Annotated in this window: 18 protein-coding genes; 3 read left to right on the plus strand and 15 right to left on the minus strand. The window is 48.7% G+C overall.

Features of this window, described 5'->3' with window-relative positions:
* Positions 1-10: 10 nt before the first annotated feature.
* Positions 11-1,210 carry an efflux RND transporter periplasmic adaptor subunit gene (locus HMPREF9442_RS07540; RefSeq protein WP_008627032.1) on the minus strand — a complete coding sequence of 400 codons (1,200 nt, stop codon included), beginning with the start codon at positions 1,208-1,210 and terminating at the stop codon, positions 11-13.
* A gap of 154 nt (positions 1,211-1,364) precedes the next feature.
* Here HMPREF9442_RS07540 and HMPREF9442_RS07545 point away from each other — a divergent pair, with 154 nt between their 5' ends.
* A complete protein-coding gene (locus HMPREF9442_RS07545) occupies positions 1,365-2,732 on the plus strand; it encodes an MATE family efflux transporter (protein WP_040602813.1) in 1,368 nt (455 codons plus the stop codon).
* Here HMPREF9442_RS07545 and HMPREF9442_RS07550 read toward each other — a convergent pair.
* Genes HMPREF9442_RS07550 through HMPREF9442_RS16435 form a run of 4 tightly spaced genes read right to left on the minus strand, consistent with a single transcriptional unit; the run spans position 2,724 to position 5,092 of the window.
* Positions 2,724-3,629 carry a LysR substrate-binding domain-containing protein gene (locus HMPREF9442_RS07550; RefSeq protein ID WP_008627034.1) on the minus strand — a complete coding sequence of 302 codons (906 nt, stop codon included), beginning with the start codon at positions 3,627-3,629 and terminating at the stop codon, positions 2,724-2,726. The two genes, HMPREF9442_RS07545 and HMPREF9442_RS07550, sit on opposite strands and share 9 nt — an antisense overlap.
* Positions 3,630-3,640: 11 nt before the next feature.
* Positions 3,641-4,144 (minus strand): threonine/serine exporter family protein, encoded by a 504-nt coding sequence (locus HMPREF9442_RS07555; RefSeq protein ID WP_008627035.1) that lies wholly within the window; start codon positions 4,142-4,144, stop codon positions 3,641-3,643.
* Positions 4,135-4,956, minus strand: a complete 822-nt coding sequence (locus HMPREF9442_RS07560; protein ID WP_008627037.1) for a threonine/serine exporter family protein — start codon at positions 4,954-4,956, stop codon at positions 4,135-4,137. The genes HMPREF9442_RS07555 and HMPREF9442_RS07560 overlap by 10 nt, the downstream gene beginning before the upstream one ends.
* A complete protein-coding gene (locus HMPREF9442_RS16435; RefSeq protein ID WP_008627039.1) occupies positions 4,928-5,092 on the minus strand; it encodes a hypothetical protein in 165 nt (54 codons plus the stop codon). Before HMPREF9442_RS16435 ends, HMPREF9442_RS07560 begins: the two co-directional genes overlap by 29 nt.
* A gap of 194 nt (positions 5,093-5,286) precedes the next feature.
* On the opposite strand from HMPREF9442_RS16435, the gene mazG reads away from it, so the two are divergent.
* The gene (gene mazG / locus HMPREF9442_RS07570; RefSeq protein WP_008627041.1) at positions 5,287-6,084 is read left to right on the plus strand and encodes a nucleoside triphosphate pyrophosphohydrolase; all 798 of its coding nucleotides are present in this window, start codon (positions 5,287-5,289) and stop codon (positions 6,082-6,084) included.
* A gap of 11 nt (positions 6,085-6,095) precedes the next feature.
* Here the strand turns inward: mazG and HMPREF9442_RS07575 are convergent, their stop codons facing one another.
* The 9 genes from HMPREF9442_RS07575 to rpsA all read right to left on the minus strand — a co-directional run bounded on the left by HMPREF9442_RS07575 (position 6,096) and on the right by rpsA (position 16,033).
* Positions 6,096-7,421 (minus strand): DUF1593 domain-containing protein, encoded by a 1,326-nt coding sequence (locus HMPREF9442_RS07575; protein WP_253271059.1) that lies wholly within the window; start codon positions 7,419-7,421, stop codon positions 6,096-6,098.
* 361 nt (positions 7,422-7,782) lie between these two features.
* Positions 7,783-9,645 carry an SLC13 family permease gene (locus HMPREF9442_RS07580; RefSeq protein WP_040602815.1) on the minus strand — a complete coding sequence of 621 codons (1,863 nt, stop codon included), beginning with the start codon at positions 9,643-9,645 and terminating at the stop codon, positions 7,783-7,785.
* A 143-nt stretch (positions 9,646-9,788) separates the two neighbouring features.
* Positions 9,789-10,250 carry a hypothetical protein gene (locus tag HMPREF9442_RS07585; RefSeq protein ID WP_008627049.1) on the minus strand — a complete coding sequence of 154 codons (462 nt, stop codon included), beginning with the start codon at positions 10,248-10,250 and terminating at the stop codon, positions 9,789-9,791.
* A gap of 19 nt (positions 10,251-10,269) precedes the next feature.
* Complete coding sequence (locus HMPREF9442_RS07590; protein ID WP_232038490.1) at positions 10,270-10,644, minus strand: hypothetical protein; 375 nt, start codon at positions 10,642-10,644, stop codon at positions 10,270-10,272.
* Positions 10,645-10,693: 49 nt separating this feature from the next.
* Positions 10,694-11,239: an RNA polymerase sigma factor gene (locus HMPREF9442_RS07595; protein ID WP_008627053.1), complete on the minus strand. Its 546-nt coding sequence runs from the start codon at positions 11,237-11,239 to the stop codon at positions 10,694-10,696.
* A 48-nt stretch (positions 11,240-11,287) separates the two neighbouring features.
* The gene (locus tag HMPREF9442_RS07600) at positions 11,288-12,814 is read right to left on the minus strand and encodes a L,D-transpeptidase family protein (protein WP_008627055.1); all 1,527 of its coding nucleotides are present in this window, start codon (positions 12,812-12,814) and stop codon (positions 11,288-11,290) included.
* Positions 12,815-12,822: 8 nt separating this feature from the next.
* Positions 12,823-13,128 (minus strand): T9SS type A sorting domain-containing protein, encoded by a 306-nt coding sequence (locus HMPREF9442_RS07605; RefSeq protein ID WP_232038491.1) that lies wholly within the window; start codon positions 13,126-13,128, stop codon positions 12,823-12,825.
* A gap of 93 nt (positions 13,129-13,221) precedes the next feature.
* On the minus strand, positions 13,222-14,136 hold the full coding sequence (locus tag HMPREF9442_RS07610) for a ribonuclease Z (protein WP_008627058.1): 915 nt from the start codon (positions 14,134-14,136) through the stop codon (positions 13,222-13,224).
* 103 nt (positions 14,137-14,239) lie between these two features.
* The gene (gene rpsA / locus HMPREF9442_RS07615; RefSeq protein ID WP_008627060.1) at positions 14,240-16,033 is read right to left on the minus strand and encodes a 30S ribosomal protein S1; all 1,794 of its coding nucleotides are present in this window, start codon (positions 16,031-16,033) and stop codon (positions 14,240-14,242) included.
* Positions 16,034-16,199: 166 nt separating this feature from the next.
* Here rpsA and pfkA point away from each other — a divergent pair, with 166 nt between their 5' ends.
* Entirely contained in the window at positions 16,200-17,177 is a 978-nt protein-coding gene (gene pfkA, locus HMPREF9442_RS07620) for a 6-phosphofructokinase (RefSeq protein WP_008627064.1), read from the plus strand.
* Between the two features lie 81 nt (positions 17,178-17,258).
* Here the strand turns inward: pfkA and HMPREF9442_RS07625 are convergent, their stop codons facing one another.
* The gene (locus tag HMPREF9442_RS07625) at positions 17,259-18,791 is read right to left on the minus strand and encodes a right-handed parallel beta-helix repeat-containing protein (RefSeq protein ID WP_008627066.1); all 1,533 of its coding nucleotides are present in this window, start codon (positions 18,789-18,791) and stop codon (positions 17,259-17,261) included.
* Between the last annotated feature and the right edge of the window lie 22 nt (positions 18,792-18,813).

The following is an 18,813-nucleotide window of genomic DNA, read 5'->3' on the forward strand; positions in this document are numbered from 1 at the left end:
GGCTTCTTGATTATTGGGCAGTTTTCGTTTGCTGTTTCTTTTCGTTTGTCTCAGCCGTGGCTACGTGCACTTTCATGCCGGGGGTCAGCTTATGGTAACCTTCGGTGACAAGCTGTTCGTTCGGAACCAGGCCGCGTTCCACTACGACGTGGTTCCCGAATTCCGGTCCTAATTCGATGAAACGCCGTTCCACGGTGGAGTCTTTACGCATGACAAAGACGTAAGCCCCGCCTTTTTCGATAATAAGTGCCTTTTGCGGGACCACCGTGGCCTTCTCGCGGACATCAAGCAGGGCTTTGACTTTTGTGAACTGTCCCGGCAACAGCACGTGGTCCGGATTAGGCATTTCCGCACGTACGGAGAAGGTGCCGGTCCGCGGGTCTACTTGGGGTTCCGCAAAGTCCACCAATCCCTTGAAAGGATAGGTCGTGTTGTCCGGCAACGTGATGGTGACGGTAGGCTGCCAAGAGCGGTTCTGGTCCTTTTGCCCAATATTTACGTTACGTTCCTTGCTCTTGAGGTAGTCGAGGGCGGTCATGCTGAAGTCCACCAGTACCGTATCGCTCTTGACGATAGTAGCCAACAGCGATTTGCCGCCGCTGCCCACCAAAGTACCCAAGTCTACATGCCGCTCGCTGATGTGACCGGAGATGGGGGAACGCACGATGGTGTAGCCCAGCTCTTGTTCCGCTTGGTCCAGATCGGCTTGGCTCATTCCCACGCTGGCCACAGCCGTTTCGTATGCTGCCACGGCATTGTCCAAATCCAACTGGCTGGCTGCATTTTGTTCGTACAAGGGCTTGATGCGGTCCAAGTCGCGTTTGGCCTTTCGGGCTTGTGCCTCGTCTTTTTTTAATTGTGCACGCGCTTTGTCGGCTTTGGCACGGTATTGTCGTTGGTCGATGACAAAAAGAACCTGGTTGCGGCTGACGTACGTGCCTTCTTCAAATAACATGTTCTCCAGGAAACCTTCCACACGGGCACGTACTTCCACGAACTGTTGGGCACGTATGCGTCCTACGTATTCTCCGAAGATTTCCACATTTTGCTGCTCCACGGGCATGACGGAGACCACCGGAATTTCGGGGGCCGGTTGTTTCTCGCGGGTCAGAATCCAGTATACGCCTACCACCAATGCGATGCATATAAAAGCATAAAGAAACTTCTTTTTCTTAAATCTCAATTCTTTCTTGTTCAATGGATATTTCATTTCATAATGGGTTGGATGTTCAAACGGTATAGGATAATTCGGCTGCAAAAGTAGTTTGTTTTATTGCATTTTGCCTAATAATAAATATGAAAAAAGACTAATCTTCCGGATTATCACTATCTTTGCACCGCTTTTCAGCTTTTTTATTCCTATGATGCAATACGTTAAAGATTTGACCTGCGGTTCTATTCGCGGACAACTGGTGAGACTGGCTCTTCCCGTCATGGGCTCGTCATTTGTCCAAATGGCCTATAGTTTTACCGATATGGCTTGGGTAGGAAGCTTGGGTAGCAAATCGGTTGCGGCTATTGGGGCAGTCGGGGTGCTGACTTGGACGAGTAATTCCCTGGCTCTTATCAACAAGGTTGGTTCGGAGGTAAATGTCGGCCAGTGCATAGGTGCACAGCGTATGGATAAGGCACAGGCTTATGCATCGCATAATCTGACGTTGGCTTTGTTGATTTCCATCGTATGGACTACATTAATCTGGACGTGTGCAACTCCGTTGATAGGGATATTCGGGATGGAACGTGATGTGTCGCAGTTGTCAGTGGACTATTTGCGGGTGGTATCTACGGCTTTCCCTTTTATTTTTACGTCTGCTGCTTTCACCGGGATCTACAATGCTTCGGGGCATACGCAGGTTCCTTTTTATGTAAATGGAATAGGATTGGCACTCAATATGCTGCTTGACCCGCTTTTCATTTTAGGTCTCGACATGGGGATTTTGGGGGCAGCTTGGGCTACTTGGATTTCTCAGGCTACGGTTTGCCTGATGTTTTTTTACGTATTGATGAGGAGGCACCGGTTGTTCGAAGGTTTTCGGATATTGGTTCCGTTGCGTTTGCCTTATGTACCTTTAATCTTCAAAGTCGGGTTGCCGGTGGCTTTGTTGAATATCTTTTTCTCTTTGATTAGTTTGTTCATGGGGCGTACGGCATCGGCAGAGGGAGGATATTTGGGGGTAATGACTTTGACGGCCGGTGGGCAGTTGGAAGCCATAGCTTGGTACACCTCACAAGGATTCAGCACTGCACTGGGTACCTTCGTGGCACAAAACTATGCGGCCGGATGTGAGGAGCGTATCCGCAAGGCGTTTAAAATGACGTTGGGGATTACGGCTGCCATAGGTATCGGATGCACGGCCTTGTTTTATGTAGGCGGCGAATGGATTTTTTCCCTTATTACACCGGAGCAGGATGCTTACCGTGCCGGAGGGCTTTTCTTGAAAATAGATAGTTATTCCATGATTTTTATGATGCTTGAGATCACTACGCAAGGTGTTTTCTACGGTACCGGGCGTACGGTGCCCCCGGCTTTGGTCAGTATCACCGGCAACATGTTGCGCATCCCTCTGGCTTTGCTTTTAGGACATTGGGGATGGGGGATAGCCGGCGTATGGTGGGCCATCAGTATGTCCAGTATCCTGAAAGGCTGTGTCTTGTTCGGTTGGTTGGTTTTGCGGCGCCATGTGCTCTTGACCGGCAGTACGTTGAGACCCCGTTCTAACTTGCTATCCTAACCAAGTGTGCATCCTTTCGCGGATGGCGTTCGATTCACTGAGCAGTTGGATGAATTTGAGGGCCGAGTGCTTCCGGTAGGTGTGCTTTAAGGTGTGGATGCATCCTTCCATCTCATATTCTTTGACATCCAACGGGATGGCTTTGACATCCGTTTCGTCGTGTATGGTGGCTTCGGAGAGTATGGTCACCAGATTGCTTTTCTTAATCAGTTTCAGCAGGATATTGACTTCGTTCAGTTCCACACGGACTTTGAATTTGTAGTCGCGTTCGGAAAACACTTGGTCGAATGTGTTCCGGGCCTGCAAGCCTTTGCTAGGCAGGGCGAATTCATATTTTTCCAGTTCGCTGAGTGTCACTTTCTGTTTTTGGGCCAAAGCATGGTCGGAACGCACGATGACCGACAGGTGGTTGTCGAAGAGGATGTGCGATTCGATCTGTTCGTAACGGCGTGTGGGCTTGAAGGCCAATACGAAATCCACTTCTCGCTTGACGAGCATTTGCATCAGTTCCGTCATGGTCTTGTAGAAAATGTTCAGTTTCACTTCGGGGTACAGTTTCATGAAAGCCAACACAGTTTCCGTCAGAATCGGGCTGAACGAATAGGTCACGCCGATGTTTAGCGTGCCGGTGAGCAGTTGTTGCAGGTCGCGTATGTGCTCTTTGCACGTGTCGGCGGCATACAGGGTTTCTTTGGCGTATGGCAAAAGTTCCGCTCCGGCTTCGGTCAGCGTCACTTCATGGCTGTTGCGTTGGAAGAGTTGTACGTCCAACTCGGTTTCCAGTTGTCGGATTTGTTGGGATAATGTACTTTGTGTGATGTACAGCCCTTTGGCGGCTTCGGAAAAGTTGAGTGTTTCGGCTGCTTTGACGAAATACCTGAGTTGTCGTAATTCCATATTGTCGGTGATTAGCGTGTGGCTTTAAATGAAGTGTTCTTGAACAGGAAGATGGGTAGCGTGGCTCCTACGACCATTCCCAATATAATAAATGTGCAAGTCAAACCGTTGTAGGACAACAGATAGAAATAGTGGTTGAAAGCATGTTCTTCCTGATAGGTCAGGCAGAGCAAAAGAGCTTCAATCGTACGGTAGGCGTACATTCCCGGAATCATGGGTAGCAGTGCAGGGAAGGAGAAGGTCTCCGCCGGGCATTTGGCACGTGGAGCCAGAAACACTGTCAGTACGCCGATGACCAACGACGCGATGAAGCTAGCACCGATGAGGTGCATCTCACCGTAAGCGTTGTGGGTGAGGACATACCGTGTGGCGTGGCCCAAGGCCGCTATGAGGGCACAATACTTGTAAGCCTGACGCGGAGGATTACTGATACTGGCAAAGCCGATGGCAGCAATCGCCGCAAAGAATCCGTCCTGAAGAATATTGAAGAGATAAGTCATCATCGTTAAAGCCATTTGATATTCATGAGTAATAAACCGCCGCACAAGCCGGCCGACAAACAAGCGGTCAGTACCATGGCATTCATGAAACGGCTGAATGAACTGATATAGTGGCCGTCCAGAAGGTCGCTTACGGAGTTAATGTAAGGAATGCCCGGTATCAGGTACAGGACACTGGTGCCAAGGGCGATTTCCGGTGTATCGCTGAGGTCGAATACGTAACCCGCCGCACCGATTACGGAAGAGAAGAACGCGCAGCAGAAGAAAACGAAACGTACGTCTTGCCTGTCTTCCAACATGACCTGTTTCAGTTTGTAGCCTGCCAATGTCCCTGTCAGTACGATGGCCATGGCTATGAAATCTCCTCCGAACAGACGGCAAAATGCCATGTTGGCCAAGGATGCCAATATCCACACCATCCAAGGATTGGCCGGTCGGGTCTGCACGATGGCTTCAAAATTCCGTTGGGCCTCTGCGAAACCTATTTTCCGGTCGGCTATCGCCCAACTTAATTTGCTCAGTTGGGTATTGATGTCGAAACTGATGCCCGTATGATGCAGCCTTACGATATTGCTGTACGAGTGGCTGCGGTCATCGTTCCACACCGTCATGTGTATATGAGAGGGCAAGATGGTCATTTCCGATACCATGTTCCATCTGTCGGCCATCCGTTTTACATTCTTTTCTATACGGATACATGTGGCACCGCATCCTAAGAGCCATGCGGCGTAGTCGGAAAGAAAGATGCATGCATCTTTCGGCGTTGCAGGAATATCCGTCTCTGCAATGAGTGCCTCTTTATGATTCGTCGTCGTCGAATTCGTCATAGATATTGTTTTCGTTTCCTATTTCAAGAATCTTGCTGTCTCCCGTTTCCTTGCGCACCTTTTGGATGCTTCTGAAAATAAAAATCAAAAATAAGCAACCTACGGTTAAAATCCAAATGGTCATCTGATTATTCATGTCTTTTTTCTTTTTGGTACCGCAAAAGTAGGCGGTTTGTCGTTCTCCGGAAAGTTTTCGTTCGCGAAAGTTTCGATAGTGGCTATCGCATTTGCCGAGTCTCTGCCATCGGTGTTTATTATGGCAAAAATGTCCCGCCGGTATTGGGCGAAGCGGGAAAAAAGCGTATTTTTGCGGGATAAACAGGAATATTTATGCATAGCAGAGAAGAAAAATTAGAGGCTTTCGGGCGTTTCCTCGACGTGTTGGATACGTTGCGCGAAAAGTGTCCGTGGGACAGGAAACAGACGAACGAGAGTTTGCGGCCGAACACGATAGAGGAAACCTTTGAGTTGTGTGACGCCCTGATGAAAGACGACAAGAAAAACATTTGCAAGGAGCTGGGCGACGTGCTGTTGCACGTGTGTTTCTATGCCAAGATTGCCAGTGAGACGGGGGATTTTGATATAGCAGACGTGTGTGACAAGTTGACGGACAAACTGATTTTCCGCCATCCGCATGTGTACGGCGAAGCGCAGGCAGACACGGCAGGCCAGGTAAGCCAGAATTGGGAACAAATCAAATTGAAGGAGAAAGACGGCAACCAGAGCGTGTTGGGTGGCGTGCCGGAAGCTTTGCCTTCGCTCATCAAGGCTTACCGCATTCAGGACAAGGCTCGTAATGTCGGCTTCGATTGGGAAAAGAAAGAGGACGTATGGGGCAAGGTGAGGGAAGAGCTTGGCGAATTGCAGGCAGAACTGGCTCGGGGGGACAAGGAGAAATCCACCGATGAGTTCGGCGATTTCCTTTTCAGTGTCATCAATGCCGGAAGGCTTTATCATATCAATCCTGACAACGCCTTAGAGCGTACGAACCGCAAGTTCATCCGGCGGTTCAATTATGTGGAGCAACATTCCATCCGCCAAGGACGATCTTTGAAGGATATGACCTTGGGAGAAATGGATGCGCTTTGGAACGAGGCGAAAGAAATGGAGAAACGGGGCGACTTGTAACGCCCCGTTTCTTATAATACTTGTACGACAATCCGTTTATATGCCGTCAGTGCCGGCGTGCCCCGGTCGGTCAGGGAGAGAATGACGTGCAGGGACTTTCCGGATGCCTCTGCCGGGATGTGTATGCGGCATTTCGGGGAATCCCCGTTTTCCATGTTTACCTTACCCTTATACGTACTGGGTTCGGCATAGATTTCCCAACGGAAATCCAACGGATTCCCATCGGGGTCGTAAGATGCGGAAGCGTCGAATTCCATATCACGGCCTGCCTTCACCTTTTTATATATGCAGTTCATGTCGTCATGCCCGTCCACAATGGCTGTAGGATGGTGGTTGACGGCGGAATATTCGCTTGTGGTAGTCCATGCCATGCGTGCAGCGAAGTCGTTCCATATTTCCTGTTGCCATCTTTTTATAGCCTCGCCTCCTTCGGCTGCGCTGACGTACATGCAGTACGGATCGTATTGGCTTTCGTTGTTCCCGCTCCGGGTGATGAAATCCATACCTCGCACGTTCTTGGCCTTGTAAGTGGAAAAGCGTCCGCCCCATCCCCCGAAAGTAGGTTCTTCGGGGACATTCAGCCCGTTGGCATATACGTAAAGGAAAGATGGCGAATCTCCTTCAAACACCCACTCCTTGTCGGGATAGCATTTCCCGAACGGGCTGTGGCTTTGTATGTTTTCCCTGACCCACGTGTCCGATGGTGTCCATCCGTAAACCGCTTTGTTACGGATGTATAAGATGCCGGGATAGTTTTTGGCAATCCAAGCACCAGCGTCGTCCTGTCCCAACACATCATAGATGCGGATTTTACGTATGAACCTTTCGATGTCTTCGGGGGAGCGCGTGTGCGTCACAGTCCAAAGTGCCTGAGCCACAGTGTTCATGCCGCCCCAAGCGGCAATCCATACCGGTCGCAGGTCCTCCTTTTTGTCCACGGCTTCGATGATGAGTTCGGAGCCGGGAGATGCTTTGCCGTCTCCCACGCCCGCCATATTGGATGTCTTTTGGCCTTGCCGGATGACGGAGCAGAGGTAGCCCGGTTCAGGATAGCCTTCCGCATGTTTTTTCAAGCGTGGCAGGACTTTTTCAAATTGCCCGACAATTTCATAAATTCGGTCCACCTTGTCCGGCATGTCCGACCAGACCTGCGAGCTGACCAACCCTTCGATGTCTATCGCATTGGAACATACCAGAAGATGAATCATCGACTGGGTATCGTCCGGGTCCGTGCCCCCGAGGTCTGTGGTGACGATGAGTCTTTGCTTGTCCGGACACGTCCGTGCGTTACGGCAATGGCATGCAGAGGCGGAGGCGGCCAATAGTAATGCGAACACCGTTTTCAGGCATATTCCGGGTTGAAGTTTTAACGTAGATACATACATGGCATTCAAATGATGTTTTTTGTTTATATTGTTTTTCCTGTCCTTTCGGTACGTTGCAAAGGTAAGCGGTATGGGATTATCTTGTTTTCGGCTGCGTTGCATATTTTTTGTTTAAAGTAACTTTTTGTGCTTTTTTGAGAGGCAAAAATCATCTGCCTTACAATGTGAAATCGTTCTGCGCCAAACGAAAAATCAATCGCAGGAGATTGAAAAATCGTTTGGCGCAGAATGAAAATCCAATATCTGAAGACGGTTCGGAGTGTGTCTGAACCCTACTTTTAGCTTAAGATTATCTGCAACTTCGAAGGTGAAGTCAGAAGGGGAAAAGCAAGGGCAGTACGAATATCATGACGATGCCCATAATGATTTGCAGCGGCAATCCGACTTTGACGTAATCCATGAAGGTGTATTGGCCGGCCGGCATGACCAATGCGTTGGGAGGAGTGGAAAACGGAGACGCGAAACACATGCTGGCACCGAGGGTGACGGCAAACAGGAAAGGGACAGGGCTGACACCAATCTGTTGCGCACTTTGCAAAGCTATGGGAGCCAACAATACGGCCGTCGCTGTGTTGCTGATGAACATGGTCATCAGGGAGGTCGTGAAATAGATTCCGGCCATGAGTGCCAAAGGGCCGTAACTGCCCAGTCCGTTGACAAGGCTGTTGGATATGAACTCGGCTCCTCCCGTTTTTTCCAAGGCTAACGACATGGGAAGCATGGCGGCAATCAGCACGATGCTTTCCCAATTGATGGTTTTATAGGCCGCTTCCACATTGCGGAAACATCCGGTCAGCACCATCAGGATACCGGCTATCATGACTGCCGTGACGGGGGCTACGGGGATGAAGTCGAATACCATCATGGCGACCATCAGTATCATGATGGCTGCTGCCAACGGGGCTTTGTAGTCCAGGGTCACCTTGGCCGCTTCGTCAAGCGGTTCTCCCAATACGACCCAGTCTTCATCCTCTTTGCTCAACCGCGAGATGTCGCTCCATGTACCTTGTATGAGTAGTACGTCGCCGGAGTGGATGCGAAGGTCTCCCAAATCCTGCAACAGGTATTCTTTCTTACGGCGGATACCCAATACGTTAACATTGAATTTGTCTCTGAAGCCTATTTCTTTAATCGTGCGGTTGACGATCCTTGAGGCCGGCATTAAGACGATTTCTGCGATGCCTATGTCATAGAAATCCAGCGAACGGTCTCTGCGTATGTCTTCCGAAGCCCGGCCGTCAAGGATTTCCAACCGGTGTGCTACAGCCCAAGTGTGTACTTGTTCGAAATCTCCTTTGACATATAGGATGTCTTCTGCTTGCAGGATGGTGTCCGGCTCGGCCAATTTTTGCGTGATGGTTTTCAGGAAACGGTGTTGCGATGCCTCTCCTCTCCGTACTTCCAGGATGTTCAGCCCGTATCTGCGGCGTATGTCCAGTTCTATGATGGTTTTGCCTTTCAGCGCGGACTGTGCAGGGACTCTTAACCGGAAAAGGTTGTCGGAGAGTCCGTACTCATGTACTAACTCTTTGAGCGACTTTCCCGAATGCTTGCCTGTGCGGCTTTCTGTACCTCGCTTGGATAAGAACATTTTGCTGAGTGGCAGCAGGACTATGGTACCTGTAACTACGCAGATAAGTCCTACGGGAAGAAATGAAAAGAAAGAGAGGTTGGGATAGCCCGCGTCTGTCAGCGTGTTCTGTATGACGAGGTTGGGAGGCGTGCCGATTAGGGTCATCATGCCGCCCATACTGCTGGCAAAGGCTAGCGGCATAAGTAGCCGGCTAGCGTTCATGTGGGGATTGGATGCCGCCAAACTGACGACAATCGGGAGCATCAGGGCCACGGTACCAGTGTTGCTGACGAAAGCGCCGATGGCCGAGGTGACAGCCATGATGAGGATGAACAGGCGTAGCTCGCTGTTTCCGGCCAGTTTGAGAATGCGCGAACTTAGCATTTTGGCCAGGCCGGTCTGGAAGATGGCTCCTCCGACGACAAACAGGCCCACCATCATAATGACTACGGAGTTGGAGAATCCCGACAGGGCTTCTTCCGGAGTGAGGATCTGGAATATCAGCAGGGCTACTAAGGCGCATAATGCCACGATGTCGGAACGTATTTTTCCGCTGACAAAAAATATGGCGGAAAGAATCAAGATGCAGAGGGTGGTCAGCATGGATGAAAACATGTTAGGGTTTATATCATATATCTTCTTCAAAGTTACGAAGATTAATCTGTTATCGGGATGGGGAGGGGGCTTTTTTATGTATTCTTTAGATATGGACTTGAAACGAAAAAGCACAGCCTTGCGAGCTGTGCTTACTTTTGCTTGGACTTGTCCGGCCGGTTGCTGAACTTACGTAACATGCGACGGTGGAAGCGGTCTTCGGCCTGCATCGCTTCATGTACTTTCCGGGCCGGAATCGCTTTGCACATTTTTTTGTAGTAAAGGTCTTCCAGTTCGGCCGACTCAATCTTTAATTTATTGATTTCTTTGATGAGGTTATAGTAATCTTTGTCTGTCGCATGGGCAGGGAGGCTTCTTTTTTTAAGTTCCCTGATTTGCCAGTTGATGCCCCGTTGTTTGTCATGAAGTTCGTGGAAAATCGGGAAAAAGGCCGTGGCTTCGGTCGGAGTCAGGCAGGCTTCACGTACGATGAAACTCTCCAGACGCTTCACAAAATCTTGAGGAGAGAACTGTCTTTTGGGCGGTTGGGCCATGAACTGTATGTGACCGAGTACCCAAAACAAGACGAACATGGGCAGTATTTTTCTTTTCATCTGGTTTTATGTCTATGAATTAATACACATCTGTCAAATATAGGGCGATTTCGTGGTTGCTGACCATGGCGTAATCGAGAACGTCATCCATATAAATGTCTTCGGTTTCTATGGTCTCTCCATATTGTGCCACAGGGCTTTCACTGTGGGGGTGAATTACGGACCGGAGATAATATGTTCCGAGAAACATGGCACCGCATAGGGCGGCGGCCACTGCATACCATAGCGTGCGTATGCGTGTTCGTCGGCGGGAGGGCATAGAGAGAACAGGCTTCATTTCCTTCTCCGGCAATTTGCTCATCAATTCGGACGTAAACTGCTCGAAATACTCTTCCGGAACCTTGAACGGGTTGCCGGAACCGTATTTTTTTCGGATGAAATCTTCTTCTTTCATAATTGGCATTCCTTTCTTTGTATATTTGATATTTCCGGATTCAAAAGGTTTAATCTTGGGATTTAAAAAAATCGCATATTTTTTTCACGGCATGGTGGTAGGAGGCTTTCAAGGCACCTACGCTGGTGTCTAATATGCAGCTCATTTCTTCGTATTTCATTTCTTCGTAATACTTTAAATGGAATACGGCGCGTTGCTTGTCCGGCAAACTGGCGATGGCTTTTTGCAACTGAAGCTCCGTTTCGTTTCCATCGAAATATTCGTCGGCCGTCAGTTGGCTGACGATGGCCGACGGGGCATCGTCCAGTCCGGTCGTGTCTTTTTTCCGTTGTAGGAAGTTCAGGGTTTCATTGGTGGCAATACGGTAAAGCCATGTACTCAGACGGGCATCGCCGCGGAAAGTGTCTAAATTGACCCATGCTTTGATAAATGTATTTTGCAAAATGTCATTGGTGTCGTCATGACTGTATACCATACGGCGGATTTGACGATACAGCTGAGGGCTGTAAAGGTTCACCAATTGTTCAAATGCTTGGCGTTGATGTTCCGGTTGGTTCAGCCGGTGGATGAGTGAAGTTTCCTCCGTAGAATTCATGCTCGTACAAGTCGTTGTTTAGATAGGACACCCGGAAGGGAAGATGGTTTAAAAAGCTTCTAACTTTTTGAGTAAAATTTCATCATAACCGTATGGGTCGGGACTTTCTTCCCATCCGCCGTCGGGTTTCGGATAGAGGGTGTAATAGTCTATGACGACAGGTATGGAAGGATCGAAACGTTGTATGCCTACTTTCAACGGTTCGCCTTCTTTTTTTTCTATGGGAATAGATGAATTCAACGGAGGTAGTCCGATAGCTTCCCGAAGTCTGTTTACTGTTTTTTCTTCTGGTGTATCTAATAAAAAGACAGCCAGTTCGAGCGGTTTTTCTATTCGGATACATCCGTGGCTGATGGCTCTGTTTGTGCGCTTGAAAGCCTGTTTGTTGTTGGTGTCGTGCAGGTAGATGGAGAAATTGTTGGGAAACCTGAATATAAGTCTTCCCAAGGAATTACCTTCTCCGTTATCTTGGCGTACCCTGTAACGGCCACTGGTAAGCATGTCGGCCGTGACTGCTGCAGGAGGTAGTTCTTCTCCGGTTTCTTTACTGAAAATACGATAACGGTTGCGTGAGAAATAAGCCTCGTTTCCTGCATGTCGAGGGGCTATCTCCTTTTTTACAATGCTGTATGGGATGTTCCAATATGGATTCATGTCTACCCTTTCGATACGGCTTTGCAACATGGGGGTTTTACTTTTGGGGCTGCCGATGCATATTTTCATGTCCAGATATTCCGGCTTCTTTTCGTCTACGGCATAAAGCTTCGCGGCAGCCAGGTTGACCCATACGTACTTGTCGTGCGCGGCGCGAGGGGTTCGCCAACGGCTCCGTTCGATATTGATGATGGCTTTACGGCGTGTTTCTGGATTTTGCGTTTGCAGGCAAAGGTTTGTCAGTTGGTAGTATAATGGGTTATCGGGTTGTATGTCCCGGAAAAAATCGGTAAAGTTCCCGTCTTTCAGTATAGAGAGGGCTTTATGGATGAATTCTTGATTCGCGCTTTCCGTCTCGGTGTCATACAATCGGCGAAAAGGAGCTTTTTTCGTTGTGTCCGTTTGTTCTAACCGGTTGAAAATATAGTTCGGTTGGACGTATCCGAAGCGTTGTCCGCATACGTATCTGAGATAAGCTTTCGTAAGCAGGAACTCGGTACGTCCGAAAACGGAATTGATGTTGTTTTCGGTGTCGAAATCCAGTTGACGGATTCGTCGCAGGTTCGTTTGAAGCTCGGATATATAAAAATTACTTTCCCGTAGACCGGCCAAAGAAGCCTTTTGGAGGTAAGTCAGTAACGTATCCGCTTTTTCATCTATGCCCGAGCGGGTAATCCAAAGGAAAGGAGCACTGGAGGCATAGTATTTACGGGTATGCTCGTCTGCATACATTTTGAGAGGAAGTAGCCGCAGGCTGTCGATTTCATGTCGTATTTTCCGACTGGACAAACTATATTCCCGTATGTTCCAATCTGCAAAATCGTCCAACTGGATGTTGATGTTTGCATTTCTTTTCTCTTCATGGCATGAAATGATAATCAGACCGAAGAGGAAGAGATTGAAAAAACGAGAAAATCCCATTACATGAATTAGCGGATGGAAATCTTGCGCACTACTTTATTAACCTTTAATATATAACAGCCTTTCTTCAGAGATAAGTCTACTGTTTTTTCGTTGCTGTCAATTCTTATTGTTGCCACCTTAGTACCTGTCAGGGAGAAAATCTCCAATATGCTTCCGTTGGCGTTATAGACTGATAAAGTAGAGCCTTTCACGACTATGGATGTGGCCGAAAGTTCTGTCTCCGGCTCGTTCTTCTCTTCTTGCGCCCAACAAACTCCTGCGGTATTCAGGAGGAAGGTCGTCAATATTAAAAGAAGTGTCTTTTTCATCATAGTCTTATTCTTCATTTATTCTAATGGTACAAATATAGGTATTCCTAACGGAAGAAACAAATTTTATTGTGTGAAAAACGATTTTTCCCTTCGTTAAATTTTTATGAGAAGATTTTCCCTTGCAAGGATTGTCGGTTCAAATATGCTTTGGGCTTCTTTCAGGAGTTGGCTTTCGTCTTCGTACCGTGCCGAAAAATGACCGATACAGAGCTTTTTGACTTGGCTGTCCCGTGCGAGTGTGGCTGCCTGTAGGGCCGTGGTATGGAATGTTTCTTTTGCCCTTGCCAGGTCATCGTGCGAGAACGTGGCTTCATGAAATAATAAATCTGCTTTTTGGATATATTGGGCAAGTTCCGGTAGATAGCACGTATCCGAGCAATAGGCGAAAGAGCGTGGAGGGTCCGATGGTTCGGTAAGCCGGTGGTTGGGGACGAGTGTGCCGTCTTCCGTAGTCCAGTCCATTCCGTTTTTGATGTTATTGATTTCACAGATCGGGATACGGTAGAAATCGATCATGTCTCGCCGGATGTGTGGCAGAGTGGCTTTCTCCTGAAACAGAAAACCGCAGCATTCAATACGGTGGCGCAGGGGGATGGAGTAAACGTAGACGGAGCGGTCTTCATGAATCAAAGTATGGCGCGAGGTATCTACGGGGTAGAACTCAACACGGAAATCTAACCCTTTACAAAAAAAGCTCAGCAGACTTTGCAATATGGGGCCGAATGCCGCCGGGGCATGTACGTATAGAGGCGCTGTACGCCCTAATAAGCCAAAAGTAGAGATGAGGCCTATTAAACCGAAACAGTGGTCGCCGTGCAGGTGGGAGATGAATATATGGTTCAGCCGCGAGAATTTAAGCCGCGAACGCCTCAACTGCAGTTGTGCTCCTTCTCCGCAATCAATCATGTATAATTTTTCGCGGATGTTGATGACCTGTGACGTGGCGAAGTGCCGTGTGGTAGGTAGTGCAGACCCGCATCCCAAAATTGTCAATTCAAACTTTTCCATGTCTTCCGGATATGAGTTTCATTGTACAAAAATACATAAAAAAGGGCGATGAGAAATAATCATCACCCTTTCTTTCGTATTTTTTCCTATTTAGGAATGTGGCTTATTCGCCTTTTTCCATTTGGGCTTTCAATGCAGCCAATGCGTCGATGTCACCCAAGGTGGTAGCAGCTGCTTGGTTTTGAATCACCGGAGTTTCTTCTTTTTTCGTACCTTTCTTGGCGCTGTTAGTTGTTTTTTTGGCTTCTTTAGCTTCAGCGCGCTGTGCATCTTCGTAGATACGGCTGTGAGACAAGATGATACGTTTGCTTTCCTTGTTAAACTCAATTACCTTGAACTGCAATTTTTCGTTCAGTTGAGCCTGGCTGCCGTCTTCCTTCACCAAATGTTTCGGAGTAGCAAAGCCTTCTACACCATATTCCAATTGGATTACAGCGCCTTTGTCCAACATCTCGACGATAGTACCTTCGTGAATAGAGTTCACCGTGAATACGGTTTCAAACACATCCCAAGGATTCTCTTCAAGTTGCTTGTGACCCAAGCTCAAACGACGGTTTTCTTTGTCGATTTCCAATACCTGAACCTCGATTTCTGCGCCAATCTGCGTAAATTCAGACGGATGCTTGATTTTCTTGGTCCAAGAAAGGTCGGAGATATGAATCAAACCGTCTACGCCTTCTTCTATCTCGACAAATACGCCGAAGTTCGTAAAGTTGCGTACTTTGGCCGTATGTTTGGAACCTACGGGGTATTTCTCTTCAATGTTTTCCCAAGGGTCGGCTTTCAGCTGTTTGATGCCCAAAGACATCTTACGTTCTTCACGATCCAAAGTCAGAATGACAGCTTCTACTTCGTCGCCCACTTTCATGAAGTCCTGTGCAGAACGCAAGTGTTGGCTCCAAGACATTTCCGATACGTGGATCAAACCTTCTACGCCCGGAGCGATTTCGATAAATGCACCGTAATCGGCCATCACGACAACTTTGCCTTTTACTTTGTCACCTACTTTCAAGTTCGGATCCAAAGCGTCCCAAGGATGCGGAGTCAGCTGTTTCAGACCCAATGCGATACGCTTCTTCTCGTCGTCGAAGTCAAGGATAACCACATTGATCTTCTGGTCAAGCTGTACCACTTCTTTCGGATCGCTCACGCGTCCCCAAGAGAGGTCGGTGATGTGGATCAGACCGTCTACGCCGCCCAAGTCGATGAAGACGCCGTAAGAGGTGATATTCTTAACGGTACCCTCAAGTACCTGTCCTTTTTCAAGCTTGCTGATGATTTCTTTTTTCTGTTGTTCCAATTCGGCTTCGATAAGAGCCTTGTGCGAAACAACGACATTCTTGAATTCCTGGTTGATTTTAACGACCTTGAATTCCATAGTCTTTCCTACGAATACATCGTAGTCGCGGATGGGTTTCACGTCGATTTGTGAACCCGGCAAGAATGCTTCAATGCCGAATACGTCCACAATCATGCCACCTTTCGTACGGCATTTGATGTAACCCTTGATGATCTCTTCATTTTCGAGGGCTTCGTTCACACGATCCCAGGAACGGGTAGCGCGTGCCTTCTTGTGAGAAAGGATGAGCTGTCCTTTCTTGTCCTCTTGGTTCTCGATGTAAACCTCGACTTTGTCTCCGACTTTCAAATCGGGATTGTAGCGGAATTCGCTCATCGGGATGATGCCGTCTGACTTGAAGCCGATGTTCACCACCACTTCACGCTTGTTCATCGCGATAACCGTACCGTCAACCACTTCGTGGTCATTTACTTTGTTTAAAGAGCCTTCGTAGGCCTTTTCCTGAGCTTCGCGGCTCTCGTTCACCAGAGTGTCACCGCTTTCATAAGCATTCCAGTCGAAGTCTGCCAACGGTGCTACGTTCTTTAATTCTGCCATTTAATTAATTGAAAATAATAAAATTAATAATGTTAGACATTATGTTGTATATAATCGGGCGCAAAGTTACAATAAAAGGTATAAATATGCAATTAAAAAGGCAAGAAAATGAATGTATTTCTTGTTTTTGTTTGTATCTTTGCAGCGTCATTTATAATCATCTAACATGGGAAAGATTAATTGTATAGGTATTTTGACTTCCGGAGGAGATGCTCCCGGAATGAATGCCGCTATCCGCGCTGTTACGCGTGCCGGGATAGCAGCGGGTTTGAAGGTAAAAGGTATATATCGTGGTTATGAAGGATTGATTAACAACGAAATTCAGGAATTTACGACAGAGAATGTGAGCAATATCATCCAGAGGGGAGGAACGATTCTGAAAACGGCTCGCAGCAAGGAATTCCTTACGCCGGAGGGGCGTAAAAAGGCTTATGACAACATGGTGGAACAGGGTATTGATGCCTTGATTATCATAGGGGGTAACGGTTCGCTTGAAGGTGCACGCATTTTTGCTGAGGAGTTCGATGTGCCCTGTATCGGTCTGCCCGGCACCATCGACAATGACCTGAGCGGGACGGATTCCACTATCGGTTACGACACGACGTTGAATACCATTGTGCAGTGTGTAGACAAGATTCGTGATACCGCGACTTCGCACGAACGTATATTCTTCATCGAAGTGATGGGGCGCGATGCCGGTTTCCTGGCGCAGAACAGTGCGATAGCTAGCGGGGCGGAAGCTGCCATCATTCCCGAAGACTCTTCCAATGCCGACCAGTTGGAACAGTTCATCAGCCGGGGTATTCGCAAGAGCAAGAGTTCCAGTATGGTTATCGTGTCCGAAAGTCCCAAGTGCGGTGCCATGTATTATGCCGACCGGGTGAAGAAAGAATATCCCGAGTTCGACGTGCGCGTGTCTATTCTCGGGCATTTGCAGCGTGGCGGTTCTCCGAGTGCTTACGACCGTATTTTGGCTTCCCGTTTGGGGGTAGGCGCCATTACGGCTTTGCGCGAAGGGCAGCGTAACGTGATGATCGGCATCAAGAATGATGAAGTGGTGTACGTACCGTTCTGCAATGCCATCAAGAGCGACAAGCCGGTGAAGAAAGAGTTGATAAATGTATTGGGGATTTTGTCCATTTAAGGAACGGGCAAAGCCATATTATAAAAAAGTGTAACGGGAGCGAGGTCGGCAAGACTGGCTCCCGTTATTCTTTTGAAAGGCTCATTCTTCTTTCATCATTTCAAAAAAGCGGTGGATGGTGTCCCGGTTCACCGCTTTCAGTACGGCAGAGCCGTCACCGATAATTACCGTGTCGAAGAGAAAAGACAAACTGTTGAAGCCGGATGGGTCTTTGCTGATGCACTGGTTGTAATAGTCCGATGCGTTTCTGCCGTTCGGGTCTTCGGGACGGCCTTTTATGTTGCCTAAGTAATAGTTCCCGTCGAACGTGTTACGGGTGGAGCGGTTCAGGCGGATTTCTGATTCCTGCGGGACGAAGAATACATTTTCCCGGAACACGGTAGAGTCCGCATAGCCGTCCCATGAATCGGACGTGATGATACTGCGGTCGATGAACGGCTCCGTTTTGGGGTTGACATGCAAGAGGTTCCGTTGTACCAATGTGTTTTTGCAAGGACCGGCAATGTGGATGTTGGCCGAGAATATTCCGCTACGGGTCGCACGCGGGCGGATAGCGTCATTGATGCTCACATTATATTGCACCGCGCTGCCTTGGTTGCCTGCACCGTGGTACGTGCCTGAATTGCAAATCAGGACCAGTCCGCCGTCGTTGTCGTGGCTATAGTTGTATTGTATGGTCGTGTTGCGGCAGTTGTAATCCGAGTCGAATCCTTGTGCGTCCCATGGGGCCTTATGGTCGCTCACTTCGTTGAACTGCATCACGGTGTTGTCGCAACTCCAAGGCCAAAAGCCTGCGGCGGCCTCGCTGTGGGGCAATGTGCCCGGGCAGTTGCGCATCAGGTTGTATTCTATCAAGGCCCCGTCGCATCCGATGGGGACGATGCCGTCGCCCGGGACTTCCTCTATCAGGTTTTTGCGTATGACGGTACGCGTGTTGGGATGCCAATGTTCGCGGTCGCTGTAACCGGACCAGATGATGCCGTTCCGCTCGCACCTCCGGATGATGCAGTCTTCCACCCGTAATCCGTCGAACGTGGAGGGCGTGTCTTTACCCCGGTTGACGATGAGTATGCCCGAACCTCCCCCTTTCTGTTTGATCAGGCTGCCGTTCACGTCGTGGATATGGAGTGCCCGGAGCACGATGTCGTGCGACACGCCATAATCTTCGCAGAGCACTTTCACGCCCGTGCGGTTCGCCATCCTTTGCTTTCCGGTGTTCACGACCTCCAGATTCTCTAAAGTGAGATAGTCTGAATTGCGCACCAAGACCGTGTACAGCGACGAGTCCGGGGCTTGGATGCAAGGTTTCCTGCCTGTGCCGTAAGCACCGATTACGACCGGACGGCCTGCCACCCCCTCGGCCGACACTTCCAACAGCCCGTTGAATGATGAGTTCCTGCGCAATAATAAGGAATCGCCGGCATTCAGTTGTATTTCTTTCGTCCGCGACAGGCTTTTCCAAGCCGTCTTTTCGCTCTTTCCGTCGGCGCGGTCATCACCGTTTTGCGCGTCTACGTAATAGTTTTGTCCCCCACGTGGTTTGGACTTGGCATGGGAGGGGACGGAAATGTTTCCGGCCACTCCCAAGAAGATAAGAAGGAATAAAGTTCTCATTATATGATAAGGTTAAGGAACA

This window comes from Paraprevotella xylaniphila YIT 11841 (assembly GCF_000205165.1).
Taxonomy (GTDB): domain Bacteria; phylum Bacteroidota; class Bacteroidia; order Bacteroidales; family Bacteroidaceae; genus Paraprevotella; species Paraprevotella xylaniphila.